This window comes from Amycolatopsis sp. lyj-112 (genome assembly GCF_046549055.1).
Lineage (GTDB): Bacteria > Actinomycetota > Actinomycetes > Mycobacteriales > Pseudonocardiaceae > Amycolatopsis.
Map to the genome: position 1 here is coordinate 519,070 of NZ_JAJPWS010000005.1, position 17,793 is coordinate 536,862.

Consider the following 17,793-nt stretch of genomic DNA (forward strand, 5'->3'; position numbering starts at 1 on the left):
GGAACGTCGTGCGGGGATCACCGGTCAGGCGGGCCCGGTGCCGCTCACCGCGTACTCGGGCCGGGACGCGTCCGCGGCGCGACGGTCCACAATGGACTGCAGGATCTCGCCGACACGGACGGCCGTGTTGGACAGCAACGACGACGTGATGCCGTGGGAGTGCTCGGTCCCGCCCTGGAGGTAGATCCCGCCGTCCAGCGGCGGCTCGGTGACGATCCGGTAGTCGCGTTCGACACGCAGCCTGCCCTCTTCGTCCCGCAGGCAGGCCGCGGCCAGCTCGCCGAGCAACGGCGTCGGGTCGGCCGGGCTGTATCCGGTGGCGTAGACGACGAAATCGGCGTCGAGCCGGGTCAGCTCGCCGGTCTCCAGCGCCTCGATGGTGACCCGTACCTCGGAGCCTGTGTCGGTGACCTCGGTCGGCCGGGAGACGTTGAGCAGCTTCAGCCGCTCGACCCCCTGCACCTTCTCGCGGTAGACGCGGCGGTACAGCTCGTCGATGAGCTCGATGTCCACGGCCGAGTAGTTCGTCGCGCCGTGGTAACGCATCAGGCGCTCCTTGACCGCTTCCGGCGCCTCGTAGAAACGCCCGACGGCCTCGGGGTCGAAGATGCGGTTGGCGAACGCGCTGTCGTCGGCCGGGCTGTAGCCGTAGCGCGCGAACACCGCGCACACCTCGGCCCGCGGGAAACGGTCGTGCAGCAGCGCGCTGACCTCCGCAGCGCTCTGGCCGGCACCGACGACGACGAAGCGGCGCGCGGTCTCGGGGTCCATCTTCTCGACGCGGTGCAGCAGTTCGCTGTTGTGCCAGACCCGGGTGCCCGGCGTCACACCGTCGGGCAGATTCGGCCGCAGTCCGGTGGCCATCACCAGGTTGCGGGCACGCAGGTCCACCAGTTCGCCGTCGGTCCGGGCGTGGACGTCGAAGTACACGATCTCCTCGCCGTCGAAGACGGGCGTGACCGAAAGCACTTCCGTGCCATAGGAGACCAGGTCGTCGACCTTCGCCGCGGCCCACTCGAAGTAGTCGTGGAACTCGATCCGCAGCGGGAAGAGGTTCTTGTGGTTGATGAAGTCGACCAGCCTGTCCTTGCTGTGCAGGTAGGACAGGAAGCTGAACGAGCTCGTCGGGTTCCGCATCGTGGCCAGGTCCTTGAGGAACGAGACCTGCATGGTGGCGTTGTCGAGCAACATCCCGCGATGCCAGCCGAAACGGACCTGCCGCTCGAGGAAGTGAGCGGTCACGGTCTCGGCGTCCGGCGCGGCATTGTGCTCGGTGAGGGCGATCGCGAGCGCCAGGTTCGACGGTCCGAACCCGATCCCGACCACGTCGTAGACCGGAACCCGTTCACCGACCACTGCTCGTGCCATCTTGAACCCCTAGCGCGGCTCAGCCGCATCTCGGTACTTCGTTATAAGAATCAAGGGAACCCTAACCTAAGTTAGGTGAGGCTCAACTAGTACTTTCAGTGGTGATGTTCATCCCTTGACCAGGAGGAGGCCGGTCCCATGCGGGTCGCCATGTTCGGATACCAGACCTGGGGACACCGCACCCTGCGGGCTTTGATCGACGCAGGCCACGACGTCGCCCTCGTGGTCACCCACCCGAAGAGTGACCACGCTTACGAAAAGATCTGGTCGGACTCGGTCGCGGACCTCGCCGAGGCCAACGGCATCCGCGCGCTGCTGCGCCAGCGGCCCGACGACGCGGAATTGCTCGCGGAGCTGAAAGAAGCCGATCTCGATCTGATCGTCGCCAACAACTGGCGTACCTGGCTGCCGCCCGAAATCTTCGAGATGCCGCGCCACGGAACGCTGAACGTGCACGACTCGCTACTCCCGGCCTACGCCGGTTTTTCGCCGCTCATCTGGGCACTCATCAACGGTGAGCCGGAAGTGGGTGTCACCGCCCACCTGATGGACGCCGATCTGGACGCCGGGGACATCGTGCTGCAGCGGTCCGTCCCAGTGGGACCGAAGGACACGACGACCGACCTCTTCCACCGGACCGTCGACCTGATCGCGCCGATCACGACGGACGCCATCGAGCTGATCCAGAGCGGGGACTACACACCGGTCAAACAGGACAGGGCGAAGGCCAGCTTCTTCCACAAGCGGGCCGACGAGGACAGCCTCATCGACTGGACCTGGCCGGCCGACGAGATCGAGCGGCTGGTCAGGGCGCAGTCCGACCCGTACCCGAACGCGTTCACCCACCACCGCGGGAAGCGAGTCCGGATCGTCCGTTCCTCGGTGTCCGTGGGTCACTACGGCGGCACGCCGGGCCGGATCTTCATCCGTGAGGGTGACGGCGTGGTGATCGTCGCCGGTCCCGAGTCACGCCGCGGCCGCTCGCACGGCCTCGTCATCGAGCGCGTCCGGACCGAAGACGGCACCGAACTCGCCGCGACCGAGTACTTCCGCACCATGGGCGGGTACCTCACCAGCCGCCCCTGACCTGGCGCTTCGGGCCGGGAGAAAAGTCATCGCGAGACCGATTAGTTCTCGCGAAGGGCGCCGTTACATCGAGTAGCAACACACGCTGGAGGTGCTTGCGGGCCCCGGTGTGACTGGGAACACTCGCCGCGGGAGGCGCCATGACCGACACACACGAAAAGGCGTGACTCGCGTGATCGGGCACGGAACTCACGTGTCTGGATGCCGCACTCGTGTGTACGGCGTCTGATCACGCGAGATCCGTCTCTGATCACGTGAGTGCGGTGCCGCGCCACCCGGGCCACCAACTTGCCCGAATACGCCACCTTGGCCTTACCCCTCACGAGAACCCGAATCGCCACTCATGACCCGCTGGACCGACCGAGGTCGCGGATGCCGCGAAAGCCACTTTCAGGGCAGGCCATGCCCCGAAAGTGGCTTTCGCGGCATGGCCTGCCTCAGCGGAGCAGCTAACTGGCGGCACCCCGCCCTCTGGCCCCAGCCCCCGGTTCGCGCCAGGATGATCCACGTCATCACCGGACCGAAGCGGGGGCGCCGTGGCTGAGATCGTTTTCGACGAGGACACGCGCTCGTGGCTGATCCGCACGGCGGCCACGAGTTACGCGCTACGGCTGACCGAGGACGACACGCCGAGTCACGTCTACTGGGGCCCGGCGCTCACCCGCGACCAGGTCAGCGACCTCATCCCCGAGACCGGGCAGCGCTGGGACGCTTTCAACGATCCCAACGAGGGTCTCGACGAACTCGCCGTCGACGGCGGCACCCGTTACTGGACTCCCGCCCTGCAGGTCCGGTTCGCCGACGGCACCCGGGCGCTGGAGTGGCGGTATCTCTCCCACGAGATCGACGGGGAGGAGCGGCTGCGGCTGCGCTTCCGCGACCGCCACTACCCGCTGTCGATCACGCTGAACTACCGCGTCCCGCCTGGCACCGACGTCATCGAACGCTGGATCGAACTCACCAACGACGGCACCGAAGACGCCATCGAGGTCATCCGGTCCGACTCGGCGACCTGGGTCCTGCCGGTCCGGCCCGGCTACCGGATCAGTCACGTCACCGGCCGCTGGGCCGCGGAGAGCCAGCTCCTGCGCGAACCGGTCCCCCACGGCGAAGTCACGTTCGGCAGCCGACGCGGCATCACCAGCCATCACGCCAACCCGTGGGTGATGCTCGACGACGGCGAGACGACCGAACGTCACGGCGAGGTCTTCAGTGCCGCGCTCGCCTGGAGTGGGTCGTGGCGGATCACCACCACCAGGTCCTCCACCGGCCGCCTCACCGTCACCGGCGGGTCCGGCCAGGACGGCGTGGTCCCCCGGCTCGCCCCGGGCGACACCGTCACCACACCCGTGTTCGCCGGGCTGTACACCGAAGGCGGGTTCGGCGCCGCGAGCCGGGCCTGGCATTCGTACACGCTCGACCATGTCCTTCCGCATCCCGGCGAACTCCGGCCGGTGCTCTACAACTCCTGGGAGGCAACGGGTTTCGACGTCACCGAAGCCGGGCAGCGCTCTCTGGCGGAGAAGGCGTCGACGCTCGGCGTCGAACTGTTCGTCATGGACGACGGCTGGTTCGGCGCCCGGACCGGCGACCACGCCGGGCTCGGTGACTGGCAGGTCAACCGCGATCGCTTCCCCGACGGCCTGAAACCGCTGGTCGATCAGGTGCACCGACTCGGGATGAAGTTCGGGCTCTGGGTCGAACCCGAGATGGTCAACCCCGACAGCGATCTCTACCGCGCACATCCGGACTGGGTCCTGCACCATCCACATCGGACACGGTCCGAACTCCGGCAGCAGCTGGTGCTCAACTTCGCGCGCCCCGATGTCGCCGGATGGGCGCACGGCTGGCTCGATTCACTGGTCGGCGAGCACGGGATCGACTTCCTGAAGTGGGACATGAACCGCCCCTTCAGCGAAGCCGGCTGGCCCACCGACGGCGACCCGGACCGGCTCTGGGTGGAGCACACCCACGCGGTCTACGCGATCTTGGACCGCCTGCGCGCCGGCCATCCCGGGTTGCGGATCGAGGCGTGCAGCGGCGGCGGCGGGCGGATCGACTTCGGCATCATGGCCAGAACGGATCAGGTCTGGACTTCCGACAACACCGACGCGCTCGACAGGCTCGTCATCCAGCACGGCTACGGACAGGTGTACCCGGCGCGCGCGATGTCGGCGTGGGTCACCGACGATCCCAACTTCGTCACGCACCGCACCACTCCGCTGCGGTTCCGGTTCCACGTCGCGATGGCGGGTGTGCTCGGGATCGGTGGCGACATCGTCGGCTGGCCCGAGGAGGACCTCGAGTACGCCCGCGAGCAGATCGCGCTGTACAAGGAGATCCGGCCGGTCGTCCAGCACGGGCGGCTGCACCGGCTCGTTCCGCCGGAGACCGACGGGGTCACCGCGCTGCAGTACGTGGCGGCCGACGACGGAAGCACGGTCGTGTTCGTGTTCCGGCAAGCGGCACATTTCCACGCTCCCGAACGACCGATCCGGCTCGGCGGCCTGGACGTCGCCGCCAGGTACCGCGACGCGGACACCGGGAAGGTGTGGCACGGGGCCGCACTGCTGGCGCATGGCCTGCTCCCGGGCCTGCCGGACGGCGATTTCGCCAGCGCCCTCATCCGGTTGACCAAGCTCTGAGCGCACCCTCTGGACGCCCTTAGAGATCGGATGTCTCGCGCGATTCGTCCCAGTCGGAGCCGGATCGACCGCTTGACATCACCCTAGACATCCGATCGAATGCCGTCGTATATGAGACGTCGTGCATCGCCGGTCCGGCGACCGCGAGAAGGGTGGCTGGGGCATGAGAAGGTCTTTCGCGTGGGGAGCGGTGCTGCTCGCCGCCGCGAGCCTCACCGCCTGCACCGTCGGCGGCAGCTCCGGTAATTCGGGCGGCGGCACGGAAATCTCCTTCCTGACCTTCGAAACGCCGAACCTTCCGCCGTCGTACTGGGATTCGGCCATCAAGCGGGTGACCGACAAGAACCCGGGCATCTCCGTCAAGAAGCTCGTCGCCCCGTCGACCGACCGCACCGGGTACGCCAAGCAACTGCTGCAGTCCGGTCAGTTCCCCGACGTCGCGATCGCCGTCGACTCGGCGGGATTCGCCGAATCGGGCAACCTCTACGCCTGGACACCCGAAGAACTCAAGGAATTCCAGTTCCCCGGCGCCAACCCGATCAAGGGCGGGCACCACCAGCTGCCCGCCAATACCCAGACCATCCCGCCGATCTACTACAACAAGAAGCTCTTCGCCGACGCCGGGATCACCGCGCCCCCGGCCACGTGGGCGGATCTCCGTGCCGCGGCGGAGAAACTGAAGGCGAAGAGCATCACGCCGTTCACCATCGGCGGCGGCAAGGAGGGCTTCCCGTCCGCGATGCTGCTGGACGGCGTGATCAGCGTCGACGTCTACGGCAAGACCCCGGACTGGCTGTCCCGGCGCCGGGCCGACCAGGTCAAGTTCGCCGATCCCGCCTTCCAGCAGGCTTTCGGCAAGTTCGCCGACCTTGTCGCCAAGGGTTACCTCGACAAGACCCAGGTCTCACGAGACTATTCCGCGACCGAGGCGGCGTTCCTGAACGGCGAAGGCGCGATGTACCCGATGGGCAACTGGTTCGCCGCCAGCGCCGACGCCAAGAAGCCCGCGTTCGACATCGGCGTCTTCAACTTCCCTTCCGACGACGGGAAACTCGTCGTACCGGCCTACACCGGCGGCGGCATCGTCGTGAACGCCAAGTCGCCGAACCTCGACGCGGCAAGGAAGTTCGCCTTGGCGTTCCAGCTCGACAAGGAGCAGATCGACGCCTCGGTCAAGGCCGACGGGCTCTTCCCTGCGATCAAGGGCTACACGCCTCCGTCCGACGTCGGCCCGGTGTTCAAGGCCGGCTACGACCTCTACAAGGAGGCCGTCGAGAAGAACGCTGTCGTCAACGCGTTCAGCTGGGAGACCGCGGACGACGGGCTCCTGCCGGGTATGAAGGACAAGGTCTACCAGGCCGCCCAGGACGTGATCACCGGCCGCAAGCCGGTGGCCGACGCCTGCGCGTTCTTGGACGCCGAGTGGACGAAGGCACGCTGACCTTGGCGACCGACGTCCGCAGAAGAAAACCGATCCTGCCGCGGGTGTGGCATTTCGCCTCGTTCGGCGCTCCCGGCGTGCTCATCTACCTCTGCTTCGTGATGGCGCCGATCCTCATCAGCGTCGGCTACAGCCTCACGAACCACAATCCGTTCAACCCTCCGTCGGAGTACATCGGCTTCGACAACTATGTACTCCTGTTCCAGGACGAACAGTTCCTGAACGCGCTGTGGGTCACCACGATCCTCACCGTGATCGTGGTCGTCGTGCCGAACGTGCTCGGCCTCGGTGTCGCACTGCTGTTGGACCGGAAAGGCTGGCTGTACAACGTTCTGCGGAGCGTGTTCTTCACGCCGGTGATCCTCAGCTCGGTCGTGGTCAGCATCATCTGGACCAAGCTGCTCGACGACCAGGGGCCGCTCAACGACGTCCTGCGCGCGCTCGGCGTCGAACATCCGCCGGGCTGGCTGTCCGATCCGGACATCGCGCTCTACTCGGTCGCGTCGATCGTGTGCTGGCAGATGCTGGGCTTCTGCGTGGTCGTCTACCTCGCCGGGCTGCAAGGCATCCCGGCCGAGCTGCTCGAAGCGGCGGAGATCGACGGCGCCGGACCGGTCCGGCGGTTCCGCGCGGTGACCTGGCCGCTGCTGGCGCCGTCGCTGACCATCAACACGGTCGTCCTGCTGATCTCGGCGTTCAAGACCTACGACTACGTCAAGGTCGTCACCAACGGCGGCCCGGGTTCGGGGACCACCGCCACCCTCGCGTTCAACGTCCTCGCGACGGGCCTCGATGCCAACCATGTCGGGTACGCGTCCGCGATGGCCGTGGTGATGCTGGTGATCGTCGCGACCCTGACCACGATCGTCCTGCGATTCCTGCGCGGGCGGGAGGTCGACCTGTGACCACAAAGGACGGTTCGCGGCGTTCGTGGCTGCGGCCCGCCGTCGCGATCCTGGTGAGCGCGCTCTTCTTCGTGCCGCTGTACTACGTGCTCGTCAACGTGTTCAAACCCGGCGACCTGATCGCCAGGGAGCCGTCGTCGGTCCCGCTGCCACCGACGGCGGCCAACATCCACGCCGTGCTGACCCGGCCGGACGGGCTGTTCTGGGTGAGCCTGGCGAACAGCATGCTCGTCACGCTGCTGTCGATCCTCGTGCTGACCGTGCTTTCCGCCATGCTCGGGCACTATCTGGCCCGTTCGCGAAAGCGGTGGACCCAGGTGCTCGCGCTGATCCTGTTGGCGGGCTTGATGATCCCGCCGCAGGTGATCCTGATCCCGGTCACCGAAGTGCTGCGGCTGACCGGGATGATGGCGACGCTGCAGGGTCTGGTCCTGTTCAACGTCGGGTACTACGTGCCGTTCGGGGTCTTCGTGTTCACCGGCTTCATCCGCGGGGTGCCGGTGGAACTCGAGGAAGCGGCGTTGCTCGACGGGGCCAACCGGATGCAGGTGTTCTGGCGGATCGTGTTCCCGCTGCTGCGGCCCGCCACGGCCAGTGTGCTGATCTTCCTCGGGGTGTGGATCTGGAACGACTTCATCGACCCGCTGATCATCCTCGGCCCCAGTCAGGGCACGACGATCACCACGGGTATCTACCGCTCCATCGGCCAGTATCAGGCGGACCTCGGGAGCGTGTTCGCGCTGATGTTCCTGGCGACGCTGCCGGTGCTGATCTTCTACCTGGCGTTGCAGAAGCAGTTCGTGAAGGGGCTCACCGGCGGCGCGACCAAGGGCTGACCCACTCCGCAGTTAGTCCTCTAATCGCTCAGGACTCGGTGACCTTTCCGTCGGCGACCTCGAGCCGACGCGTCGTCGCCACCGCGTCGAGCATCCGCCGATCGTGCGTCACCAGCAGCAGCGTTCCCGGATACTCCGCGAGCGCCGCCTCCAGCTGCTCGATCGCCGGCAGGTCCAGGTGGTTGGTCGGCTCGTCGAGCACCAGCAGGTTCACGCCGCGCGCCTGCAGCAGCGCGAGCGCCGCCCGGGTCCGCTCCCCCGGCGACAGCGTGGCCGCCGACCGCAGGACGTGCGCAGCCTTCAAGCCGAACTTCGCCAGCAACGTCCGCACCTCGGCGTCGGGCAGTTCCGGAACCTCGCGAGCGAAGGCGTCAGCCAAGGGAAGATCGCCGAGGAACAGCTTCCGCGCCTGATCGACCTCGCCGACCACGACGCCGGAACCGAGCGATCCGCCGCCCTCGTCGAGCGGGAGCCGGCCGAGCAGGGCCGCGAGCAGCGTCGACTTCCCGGCGCCGTTGGCCCCGGTGATCGCGACCTTGTCCGCCCAGTCGATCTGCAGGTCCACCGGGCCGAGGGTGAACTCTTCCCGCCGCACCACCGCCCCGCGCAGGGTCGCCACGACCGCGCCCGCCCTGGGCGCCGCCGTGATCTCCATCCGCAGTTCCCATTCCTTGCGCGGTTCCTCGACGACGTCGAGCCGCTCGATCATGCGGTCGGTCTGCCGGGCCTTGGACGCCTGCTTCTCCGTCGCCTCGCTGCGGAACTTGCGGCCCACCTTGTCGTTGTCGGGGGCCTTGCGCCGGGCGTTCTTCACGCCCTTCTCCATCCACGAACGCTGCATCGCGCCACGGGACTCGAGCGACGCCTTCGTGTTCGCGTACTCGTCGTACTCCTCGCGGGCGTGCCGCCGCGCGACGGCGCGTTCCTCCAAATAGGACTCGTAGCCGCCGCCGTAGGTCCGTACCTGTTGCTGCGCGAAGTCGAGTTCGACGACGCGGTCCACCGTGCGGGCGAGGAACTCCCGGTCGTGGCTGACGAGCACCGTGCCGGCGCGCAGCCCGGTCACGAACCGCTCCAGCCGTTCCAGGCCGTCGAGATCGAGGTCGTTGGTCGGCTCGTCGAGCAGGAAGATGTCGTAGCGGCTCAGCAGCAGCGACGCCATCCCCGCCCGCGCCGCCTGGCCGCCGGACAGCGACAGCATCGGCTGGTCGAGGCTGACCGTGAGGCCCAGTTCCGCGACGACCTCGCCCGCGCGGTCGTCCAGGTCGGCCCCACCGAGTGCGAGCCAGCGGTCGAGCGCGGTCGCGTAGGCGTCGTCGGCTCCCGGTTCGCCCGCGGTGAGCGCTTCCGTGGCGGCGTCGAGTTCGGCCTGCGCGGCGGTGACACCGGTGCGGCGCGCCAGGAACGCGCGGACGGATTCGCCGGGCCGCCGTTCCGGCTCCTGCGGGAGATGACCGACGGTGGCCGTCGGCGGGTTCAGCCGGACACTGCCCTCCTCGGGCGGAACCAGTCCGCCCAAGGTCCGCAGCAGCGTCGACTTGCCCGCGCCGTTGACCCCGACGAGGCCGATGACCTCGCCGGGTGCGACGACCAGATCCAGACCGGAGAAGAGGACACGATCGCCGTGACCGGCGGCGAGTTCCTTGGCAACGAGTGTGGCGCTCATGAGATGAGCGAGTCTACGGGCGCCCGGTTGAACACCCGTGGTCCCTCGGAAGAGTGTCAAGTATCCAACCGATCACGGAACGTGGGTAAAGTCGTTGTTCTTCTCGACCCGAACGAATCCCCCCGAGCATTGAGGTCGGTGACAGCAAATGGCGGACTCCGCCACCCCGGTCCCCGTCGTCCACCAGCAGAAAGGCGGTACCCGCAGGCCGACGATGAGTAGGCGGCGCGAAGTCAGTCACGCGAGCGCGCGCTCGCTCCTGATGACCGTCCTCGGCGAATACGTCCTCCCCCGCGACCAAGCGGTCTGGACGTCGACGCTGGTCGAGGCACTGCGAGTGCTGGACATCGAGGAGAAGTCCGCCCGGCAGGCACTGGCCCGCTCGTCGGCCGAGGGCTGGGTCATTTCCGAACGCGTCGGCCGCCGGGTGCGCTGGTCGCTGACCCCGCCGGGCCGGCGTCTCCTGACCGAAGGCGCGGAACGGATCTACGCCTTCGGCAACGACGAAAGAGCCTGGGACGGCCATTGGCTGATGCTGATCGTCTCGGTCCCCGAAGCGAAACGGGATCTGCGGCACCGGCTGCGCACGCGGCTGACCTGGGCCGGTTTCGGTTCCCCGGTGGCGGGTGTCTGGGTCAGCCCGGATCTCAGCCGGCAGCGGGAAGCCCAGCAGATCGTGCAGGAACTCGGCCTGGACGCACAGGCAATGTCCTTCGCGGCCGCGTATGGCGACATCGGCGACCAGGAGACGATGGTCGCGCGCTCGTGGGATCTCAGCGAACTCAAGGACCGCTACGAGGATTTCATCGACCGTTTCACCGGTTCACGCCCTTCGGGTGAACACGGTGTCCTGCGTTCGCAGACCGAATTGGTCCACGAATGGCGCAGCTTCCCGTTCCTGGATCCACGGCTTCCGCTGAAACTTCTCCCGGACGGTTGGAGCGGCGTGCGCGCGGCGGACCTCTTCCACCGCCAGCACGTCGAATGGCGACCAGAAGCACAGGCCCAATGGGACGAACTCGCGGCCACCTCCGGCTAGGGTCGCGGAAAACGATCTCTCCGGAGGGAACCCGCCTTGGCCACCTCGATCCGCCTGGACCACGCGGACGGCCTCGCCGTCCTGACCATCGACTCCCCGCCGCTGAACCTCTACACCGCGGAACTCCAGGACGAGCTGGGCGAGGCGATCGGCGAACTGGAGGCCACGCCACCGCGGGCGCTCCTGATTCGCGCCGAGGGAAAGATCGTCAGCGGCGGGGTCGACGTCTCGCTGTTCGACGCGCAAACCTCCCCCGCCGAGGCGAAGGTGCTCTTCGACAAGATGCTGGCGATCCCCGACCGGATCGCCGCGCTTCCGTTCCCCACCGTCTTCGCCGCGCACAGCCTGTGCCTGACCTGGGCCTTCGAGGTCGCGGTCGCCTGCGACATCATCCTGGCGAGTGAGAAGGCGAAGTTCGGGCTCGTCGAACGGGTCGTCGGCCTGACCCCGACGATGGGCGGCACCCAGCGCCTCGCGGCCCGCGCCGGCGTCGGCCGCGCCAAGGAGTTCGTGATGACCGGCGCGACCTACGACGCCGCGACACTCGAACGCTGGAACGTGGTGAACCGCGTACTTCCGGTGGACGGATTCGACGAGGCCGCGCGCGCCTTCACGACCGACCTCGCGCAGGGGCCGACCCGGGCGCACGCGGCCACCAAGAAGGTCATCGAGCACTACGAGCACGGCGGCGTCGCCGAGGCGAACGAGCACATCACGACGATCGCCGCCGGACTCTTCGAGACCGAGGACCTGCGCGGCGCGGTGAAGTCGTTCCTCGCCGACGGCCCCGGCAAGGCGACCTTCACCGGCCGCTGATCCGCTACGGCCGCTGACCGACCGCGTCCACCACGCCGGACGCGGTCACCGCCGTCCCATTCCCGCCCAGGTACAGGAACGTGTCCGCGGTGAAGACGATCATTTCCGGTTTCGCCACCTTGGGGTCGTCCTCCGGCCTGAGCGGCCAGGTGATGCCCACACCGGGCCTGCCCGCCCCGTCCTTGGCGTGGTCGACGGCGCGCAGGCCGGGCACCTTGGCCGCCGCGCGGAACAGGGCCGCCCGGACGGCGGGCGGAAGGTAGGTCTCGTTCGCCAGCGCGACGACATCCTTGCCCATCGCGTTGTAGTCGCCCTTTTCACCGCTGTGGTCGGCATTGTCGGCGTTGAGGTGGGCGAACATCGCGTCGGCGTCGGTGGGGAGATCCACCCGGTAGCCGGGCCGTGGCGTGCACGGCTCCGTGACACCCTTGAGCGGCTCCTCGCCCTTGTACGCCTGCGCCTGCCCGTTCCGGCAGCCCGGAAGCGGGAAGGAACTTCCGTCCGCCATCTTGATCATCCCGTCGTGGGTACCGTCCGCCGAAATCCACGATTCCCGCTCGCCGTCGGGCTGCTTGGTCTTCGTGTAGATGAATTGGTCTGGTTTCGGCGGTGTGTCCGGTGCCTTCAGCGCGGCCGCGGCGGCACTGCGCAGCACGGCCCCGGGATCCGCCGTGGCCGCGGGCGGTTCCAGGCCGACCGGGGTGAGCGCTACGACGGCGGTGATGGCCGCGGCCAGACCTGTCGCCCCTACCCCGGTCCAGACCCAGCGCCGCCGTTTTTCCAGCGGCACCACGTTTTCCGTCTTGGCGGCGGCGACCTCGGCCATCAATCGCGCGCGGGCCGCGGCGAGCGCGGCGGATTCCGCGAGTGGCACCGAGTCCGTCCGCTCGGCGATCAGCTTCAGCTCATCCATGGTTGGCGATCTCCTTCGAAGTCGTGATGCCCGGGCGCCCCAGCGCTTCCCGGACCTTCCGGCGGGCGCGGTTGAGCCGCGAGCGGACGGTGCCGAGCGGGATGTCCAACGCCGCGGCCACTTCCTCGTAGCTCAGGCCTTCCCCCGCGAACAGCGTGAGCGTGTCCCGGTCGCCGTCCGCGAGCTCCGCCAGCGCGGAGTCCAGCAGTTTCCCCATCGCCTCGGCCGTCACCTGATCGGCGACACGCTCGGCGTGCCCTTCCTCGTCGAGTGACGGGCCGAGAGCTTCCCGGAGCTTCAGCTCCCTGACCTCGTCACGGCGCCGCTGCGCCACGAGGTTGGTCGCGATCCCGTAGAGCCAAGGCCGGGCCTCGCGGCGCTCGGTGTCGTACCCCTCGCGTTTGCGGAACGCCACCAGGAACGTCTCCCCCAGCGCGTCCTCCGCGGCGGCCGGGCCGACGCGTCTGACCAGGTAGCGGTGGATGTGCGCGGCATGCCGGTCGAAGATCGCGGAGAACCACTCGGGCGCTGTCACCGACCTCGCGATCAGCTCCGCGTCGTCCAGATCCCCCGGATCCGCCCAAGATGAGCTCATGAACCGCCCTTCGCCGTCCGTCAGTGTCACTTGTTGTCCGCATCCGGGGCCGAACAGGTTCACGACCGACGAATCGGTCTAGACCTTTTATGCGAGCCGCGCTACATTCAAGTGTGGTCTAGACCACACGCGCCAGTTCAGCACAGGTCAGTCTCGCCGCCTCTTTTGGAGAGAACCGCCATGAGACGCACCAGAAAACGACTACTCAGCGCACTCGCCGTGACACTCCTCGCAGCCGGGCTACTCGTGGCCGCGGGTACTCCGGCGATGGCGGCGGGCCGCCTCCGCGCCGCCTTCACCCTGACCGGGACCACCGGTGAGTACACCGTCACGAACCCCAGCAGCGAAACCGTCGCCGACTGGTCCATCACCTTCACCGTCCCCGCCGGCGTGACCGCCACAAGCGGTTCCAACGCCACGGTCTCCCAATCGGGCAACCAGGTCACCCTCGTCCCGGCGTACTACATCAAATCCCTCGCGCCGGGCCGTTCGACCTACCCGTACAGCCCGTCCTTCCGGCTCAGCACAGCGGTCAACCCGACCACGTGCCGGATCGACGACGCCAACTGTGACGGGTCGGGCGACGCCCCGCCGTCGACCCCGGCCAACCTGCGCCTCGTGGCCAAGACGACCACGACCGCCGCGCTGGCCTGGAACGCGGCCGCACCGGGTTCGCTGCCCGTCACCGGCTACGACGTCTACCAGGGCACCACGCTGGCGGCGTCGGTCACCGGCACCGAAGCACGGATCACCGGGCTGACGCCGAACACGGCCTACAGCTTCACCGTCGTCGCCAAGGACCGGAAGGACGCCAAGTCCCCGCCCACCCCGGCGCTCGCGGTGACCACCAACAACCCGGGCGACGACACCCAGGCGCCGACAGCGCCGTCGAACCTCCGCTCGACCGCCGTCACGGCGGGCTCGGTCTCCCTCGCGTGGAACGCGTCCACCGACAACACCGGCGTCGTCTCCTACGACGTCTACCGCGGCGCGGTCCTCGTCACCACGGTGGCCGGGACGACCGCGACGGTGAGCGGGCTTTCACCGTCCACTTCGTACTCTTTCACGGTCAAAGCCCGTGACGGGTACGACAACGTCTCCGCGGCGAGCGCCGCCGTCAGCGCTCGCACCGGCGACATCGTGAACGGGTACGCCCGGGTCGGCTACTTCGTCCAGTGGGGTATCTACGGCCGCCAGTTCTTCGTCAAGAACCTGGTCACCAACGGATCGGCGAGCAAGCTGACCCATCTGCTCTACGCCTTCGGCAACATCGACCCGGTCAACCACACCTGCCTTTCGGGTGTCACCAAGGGAACGACGTCCAATCCCCAGGACCCGAACCAGGGTGACGGCGCGGGCGACGCGGAAGCCGACTACTCAAGGCCGATGTCGGCGGCCCAGTCCGTCGACGGCGTCGGCGACACCGGCTGGGAGTCGTTGCGCGGCAACTACAACCAGCTGAAGAAGCTCAAGGTCAAGAACCCCAACCTGAAGGTCCTCATCTCCTTGGGCGGCTGGACCTACTCGAAGTACTTCTCCGACGTCGCGGCGACTCCCGCGTCGCGGCAGAAGTTCGTCGCCTCGTGCATCGACACGTATTTGAAGGGCAACGTCAAGGCGTACGGCGGCGCCGGCGGGCCAGGAACGGCCGCGGGCATCTTCGACGGCATCGACATCGACTGGGAATGGCCGGGCAGCCCGGACGGGCATCCCGGAAACCACTGGAGCGCCAACGACAAGACGAACCTGACCGCGCTGCTCGCCGAGTTCCGCACGCAGATGGACGCCTATGGCGCCACCACCGGCAAGCGGTACGAACTACAGGCGTTCACTCCCGCCGACCCGGCGAAGGTGAGCGGCGGCTGGGAAATCCCGAAGATCTTCGACTACCTCGACGTCGCCAACGTGCAGGGCTACGACTTCCACGGCTCCGGCAGCGACAACTCGTGGGAGCCGAACCGCACCGGGCACCAGGGCAACCTGTACGCCGACGCGGACGACCCGTACAACTTCAAGTTCAGCGTGGAGGCGGCGATCAACGCCTATACGAATGCCGGGGCCAATCCACGGAAACTGACCCTCGGCCTCGCCTTCTACGGGCGAGGGTGGCAGGGGGTCGCGGCCGGCACGAAGAACGGTGAATGGCAGAGCGCGACCGGGGCCGCGCCGGGCCAGTTCCCCGAGGAAGCAGGTACCCGTGGCTACGCGAATCTCCTGGCCAGTGTCCCGAACTGCACCGTCCAGCACGACACCGCGGCCGTGGCCACGGCGTGTTACACGGGCAACGGCGGGCAATGGTGGACCTTCGACGACGCCTGGTCCATCCAGCAGAAGATCGCCTGGCTCAAGACCAGAGGACTGCTGGGAGTCATGGCCTGGGAGATGTCGGGTGACACCGGATCCCTCATGACCACAGTGGACAACTCGCTGCGGTAGTGAACCCGGGGTGCCGGAGCCTGTCACCGGCACCCCGGGTTTCTCCTTGTACAGTGCCGACTATCGGACTCGTTGCCCCATTCGGCGCCTAGGCCTCGGACAGGTCATCGACCTACCGTCGCCGCGTGACCATCCAGCGGAGACACTTCCTGACCGGCGCCGGTGCCGTGGCAGCGTACGCACTGGCCGGCGGCACGGCTTCGGCCGCGGCGGAGTCGCCGCTGTGGCGCGAATTCGTCCAGAACCCGTCCCGGCATCCGCAACTCCCCAACGTCGCCTACGCCGGCTACCGCACCGGCGAGACCCCGCCCAAGCTCCCGGTGCGGGCCGATGTCCTGGCCTACGGCGCGAAACCGGACGGTTCGGCCGACGCCGCGCCCGCGCTCAACCGCGCCATCTCCGACGTCGGCCGCCGGGGCGGCGGCACGGTCCTGGTCCCCGCGGGGACCTACCGCATCGACGACATCGTGCAGATCGGCTACGACAACGTGGTGCTGCGCGGCGAGGGGTCCGGGCGGACGACGTTGTACGCGACCCGCTCGCTCGAAGAGATCATCGGCATCAACCGCAGCCGTTACGGCGGGGGCGACAACTCCGCGTGGAGCTGGTCCGGCGGGCTGGTCTGGGTCTGTCACCGTGACCGGTACCGGCCGCTGGTGGACGCGATCAAGGCCCAGAACTGGCCGAGAGAAGGCTGGACCGGCAACGACGGCGAGATCGGGACGCGGCTGGCGGCCCTCAGCCGTCCCGCGCGCCGCGGCGACTTCACCGTCACCGTCGACAACGCACGCGGCCTCACCGCCGGACGTCGCGTGCTGCTGCGGCTCGACGACGACGCCTCCTACGGTCTGCTGCGGCATATGTCCGGCGACGGCCCGGGCACGACGTCCTACAAGTGGTCGGACAAGACGAAACTGCTGTCGTACCGGCCGTTCCAGTGGCCGGTGCGGATCGCGGAGGTACGCGGGGGCCAGGTCCGGTTCGACCAGCCACTGCCGTTGGACGCGCGGGCGGAGTGGAAACCGCGGCTGACGACGTTCGCCACGCCGGTGACAGGCTCCGGCGTCGAAGGCCTGACCATCCGGATGGTCAAAACGCCGCGCCCGCAGCATCTTAAGGACAAGGGCTACAACGGTCTCGTGTTCCAGTGCGCCTGGGACTGCTGGGCCGACGATGTGTCCGTTGTGGACAGTGATAACGGCTTCCTGTTGGTGTCCGCCAAGGGTGTCACGCTCACTCGAACCCGGGTCGACGGCCGCGGGCAGCACCATTCGTACGCGACCCGGGAACAGTCCCACGACAACCTGTTCTCCGGTTTCGCCGTCGGCAAGTTCACCGAACCGCCCACGCCGGGCTCGGGGCACCACGGCATCAACGTCGAGGGCTCTCGTGCGGCAACGTCTGGTCGCGCGGGGTGATGGAAGCCGGGACGTTCGATTCCCACCGCGGTCTCCCGTTCGCGAACGTGCGCACCGAGGTGACGATCCTCAACGACGGCGCGCACGGCGGCAGCGCCGACGCGGGCCCGCTGTACGGCGCGTGGTTCGCGCACTGGAACGTGACGGTGACGAACCAGCGGGCGGGATGCGTGAAGATCGACCACATCGCGCCGTCCAGCGCGACCGTGGGCATCTCCGAGGTCCGGAAGTTCGGGCAGATCGACAAACCGGATTTCGGCGGTGCGCTGAACTCTCGGCTCGAGAGCTACGGGACCCCGGCGGTGAACCCGCCGAACCTGTATCTGGCCCAGCGCAAGCTGCGGCGGAAGCGACTCGCCTAGGGCGTGTCCTGCGGATCTTTCTCATGATCGTGTGCAGATGATGGATCGTGGTTGGTCGTGGTGAGCTGACGGATAAGGCGTGGGCGGTGATCGCGCCGTTGTTGCCTGCGGAGACGGGGCAGCGGGGTGGGCGGTGGCGCAGTCACCGGCAGGTGATCAACGCGATTCTGTGGCATGAGCGCACAGGTGCGCCGTGGCGTGATCTGCCTGAACGGTATGGGCCGTGGAAGACCGCGCATGAGCGGTTGCGGAAGTGGACCGCGGACG

General features: G+C 67.9%; 15 protein-coding genes. 11 read left to right on the forward strand and 4 right to left on the reverse strand.

What is annotated here, in order from left to right; genetic code table 11:
• Nucleotides 1-24: 24 nt before the first annotated feature.
• Nucleotides 25-1,368, reverse strand: coding sequence for a lysine N(6)-hydroxylase/L-ornithine N(5)-oxygenase family protein (locus tag ACLJRL_RS21010; protein ID WP_410657918.1), 1,344 nt, complete (start codon nucleotides 1,366-1,368; stop codon nucleotides 25-27).
• Between the two features lie 138 nt (nucleotides 1,369-1,506).
• Here ACLJRL_RS21010 and ACLJRL_RS21015 point away from each other — a divergent pair, with 138 nt between their 5' ends.
• From ACLJRL_RS21015 to ACLJRL_RS21035, 5 genes are all read left to right on the forward strand, one after another.
• Nucleotides 1,507-2,454, forward strand: a complete 948-nt coding sequence (locus ACLJRL_RS21015; protein WP_410657919.1) for a methionyl-tRNA formyltransferase — start codon at nucleotides 1,507-1,509, stop codon at nucleotides 2,452-2,454.
• 536 nt (nucleotides 2,455-2,990) lie between these two features.
• Entirely contained in the window at nucleotides 2,991-5,099 is a 2,109-nt protein-coding gene (locus ACLJRL_RS21020) for an alpha-galactosidase (protein WP_410657920.1), read from the forward strand.
• Nucleotides 5,100-5,262: 163 nt separating this feature from the next.
• Nucleotides 5,263-6,540: an ABC transporter substrate-binding protein gene (locus tag ACLJRL_RS21025; protein WP_410657921.1), complete on the forward strand. Its 1,278-nt coding sequence runs from the start codon at nucleotides 5,263-5,265 to the stop codon at nucleotides 6,538-6,540.
• Nucleotides 6,522-7,445, forward strand: a complete 924-nt coding sequence (locus ACLJRL_RS21030; protein WP_410657922.1) for a carbohydrate ABC transporter permease — start codon at nucleotides 6,522-6,524, stop codon at nucleotides 7,443-7,445. Before ACLJRL_RS21025 ends, ACLJRL_RS21030 begins: the two co-directional genes overlap by 19 nt.
• The gene (locus ACLJRL_RS21035) at nucleotides 7,442-8,281 is read left to right on the forward strand and encodes a carbohydrate ABC transporter permease (protein WP_410657923.1); all 840 of its coding nucleotides are present in this window, start codon (nucleotides 7,442-7,444) and stop codon (nucleotides 8,279-8,281) included. Before ACLJRL_RS21030 ends, ACLJRL_RS21035 begins: the two co-directional genes overlap by 4 nt.
• A 28-nt stretch (nucleotides 8,282-8,309) precedes the next feature.
• Here the strand turns inward: ACLJRL_RS21035 and ACLJRL_RS21040 are convergent, their stop codons facing one another.
• On the reverse strand, nucleotides 8,310-9,947 hold the full coding sequence (locus ACLJRL_RS21040; RefSeq protein WP_410657924.1) for an ABC-F family ATP-binding cassette domain-containing protein: 1,638 nt from the start codon (nucleotides 9,945-9,947) through the stop codon (nucleotides 8,310-8,312).
• A 148-nt stretch (nucleotides 9,948-10,095) separates the two neighbouring features.
• Between ACLJRL_RS21040 and ACLJRL_RS21045 the strand changes: the two genes are divergently transcribed.
• Both ACLJRL_RS21045 and ACLJRL_RS21050 read left to right on the forward strand, forming a co-directional pair.
• On the forward strand, nucleotides 10,096-10,986 hold the full coding sequence (locus tag ACLJRL_RS21045) for a PaaX family transcriptional regulator C-terminal domain-containing protein (RefSeq protein ID WP_410657925.1): 891 nt from the start codon (nucleotides 10,096-10,098) through the stop codon (nucleotides 10,984-10,986).
• Between the two features lie 36 nt (nucleotides 10,987-11,022).
• A complete protein-coding gene (locus tag ACLJRL_RS21050; RefSeq protein WP_410657926.1) occupies nucleotides 11,023-11,802 on the forward strand; it encodes an enoyl-CoA hydratase/isomerase family protein in 780 nt (259 codons plus the stop codon).
• 4 nt (nucleotides 11,803-11,806) lie between these two features.
• On the opposite strand, the gene ACLJRL_RS21055 is transcribed toward ACLJRL_RS21050, so the two are convergent.
• Both ACLJRL_RS21055 and ACLJRL_RS21060 read right to left on the reverse strand, forming a co-directional pair.
• Nucleotides 11,807-12,715, reverse strand: coding sequence for a CU044_5270 family protein (locus ACLJRL_RS21055; protein WP_410657927.1), 909 nt, complete (start codon nucleotides 12,713-12,715; stop codon nucleotides 11,807-11,809).
• Nucleotides 12,708-13,310, reverse strand: a complete 603-nt coding sequence (locus ACLJRL_RS21060) for an RNA polymerase sigma factor (protein WP_410657928.1) — start codon at nucleotides 13,308-13,310, stop codon at nucleotides 12,708-12,710. Before ACLJRL_RS21060 ends, ACLJRL_RS21055 begins: the two co-directional genes overlap by 8 nt.
• Before the next feature lie 219 nt (nucleotides 13,311-13,529).
• On the opposite strand from ACLJRL_RS21060, the gene ACLJRL_RS21065 reads away from it, so the two are divergent.
• The 4 genes from ACLJRL_RS21065 to ACLJRL_RS21080 all read left to right on the forward strand — a co-directional run.
• Nucleotides 13,530-15,746: a glycosyl hydrolase family 18 protein gene (locus ACLJRL_RS21065; RefSeq protein WP_410657929.1), complete on the forward strand. Its 2,217-nt coding sequence runs from the start codon at nucleotides 13,530-13,532 to the stop codon at nucleotides 15,744-15,746.
• A gap of 125 nt (nucleotides 15,747-15,871) precedes the next feature.
• Complete coding sequence (locus ACLJRL_RS21070) at nucleotides 15,872-17,164, forward strand: glycosyl hydrolase family 28-related protein (RefSeq protein WP_410657930.1); 1,293 nt, start codon at nucleotides 15,872-15,874, stop codon at nucleotides 17,162-17,164.
• Complete coding sequence (locus ACLJRL_RS21075) at nucleotides 17,164-17,526, forward strand: hypothetical protein (protein ID WP_410657931.1); 363 nt, start codon at nucleotides 17,164-17,166, stop codon at nucleotides 17,524-17,526. Before ACLJRL_RS21070 ends, ACLJRL_RS21075 begins: the two co-directional genes overlap by 1 nt.
• Before the next feature lie 44 nt (nucleotides 17,527-17,570).
• Nucleotides 17,571-17,793 (forward strand): transposase (locus ACLJRL_RS21080; RefSeq protein ID WP_410657948.1); only part of this gene is annotated, 223 nt, incomplete at its 3' end.

Bases quoted from the DNA above. Each gene is read 5' to 3' on its own strand.
- ACLJRL_RS21015 (WP_410657919.1), top strand. From the start codon at position 1,507: ATGCGGGTCGCCATGTTCGGATACCAGACCTGGGGACACCGCACCCTG.
- ACLJRL_RS21040 (WP_410657924.1), bottom strand. From the start codon at position 9,947: ATGAGCGCCACACTCGTTGCCAAGGAACTCGCCGCCGGTCACGGCGAT.
- ACLJRL_RS21025 (WP_410657921.1), top strand. From the start codon at position 5,263: ATGAGAAGGTCTTTCGCGTGGGGAGCGGTGCTGCTCGCCGCCGCGAGC.
- ACLJRL_RS21055 (WP_410657927.1), bottom strand. From the start codon at position 12,715: ATGGATGAGCTGAAGCTGATCGCCGAGCGGACGGACTCGGTGCCACTC.
- ACLJRL_RS21060 (WP_410657928.1), bottom strand. From the start codon at position 13,310: ATGAGCTCATCTTGGGCGGATCCGGGGGATCTGGACGACGCGGAGCTG.
- ACLJRL_RS21010 (WP_410657918.1), bottom strand. From the start codon at position 1,368: ATGGCACGAGCAGTGGTCGGTGAACGGGTTCCGGTCTACGACGTGGTC.
- ACLJRL_RS21075 (WP_410657931.1), top strand. From the start codon at position 17,164: ATGGAAGCCGGGACGTTCGATTCCCACCGCGGTCTCCCGTTCGCGAAC.
- ACLJRL_RS21045 (WP_410657925.1), top strand. From the start codon at position 10,096: ATGGCGGACTCCGCCACCCCGGTCCCCGTCGTCCACCAGCAGAAAGGC.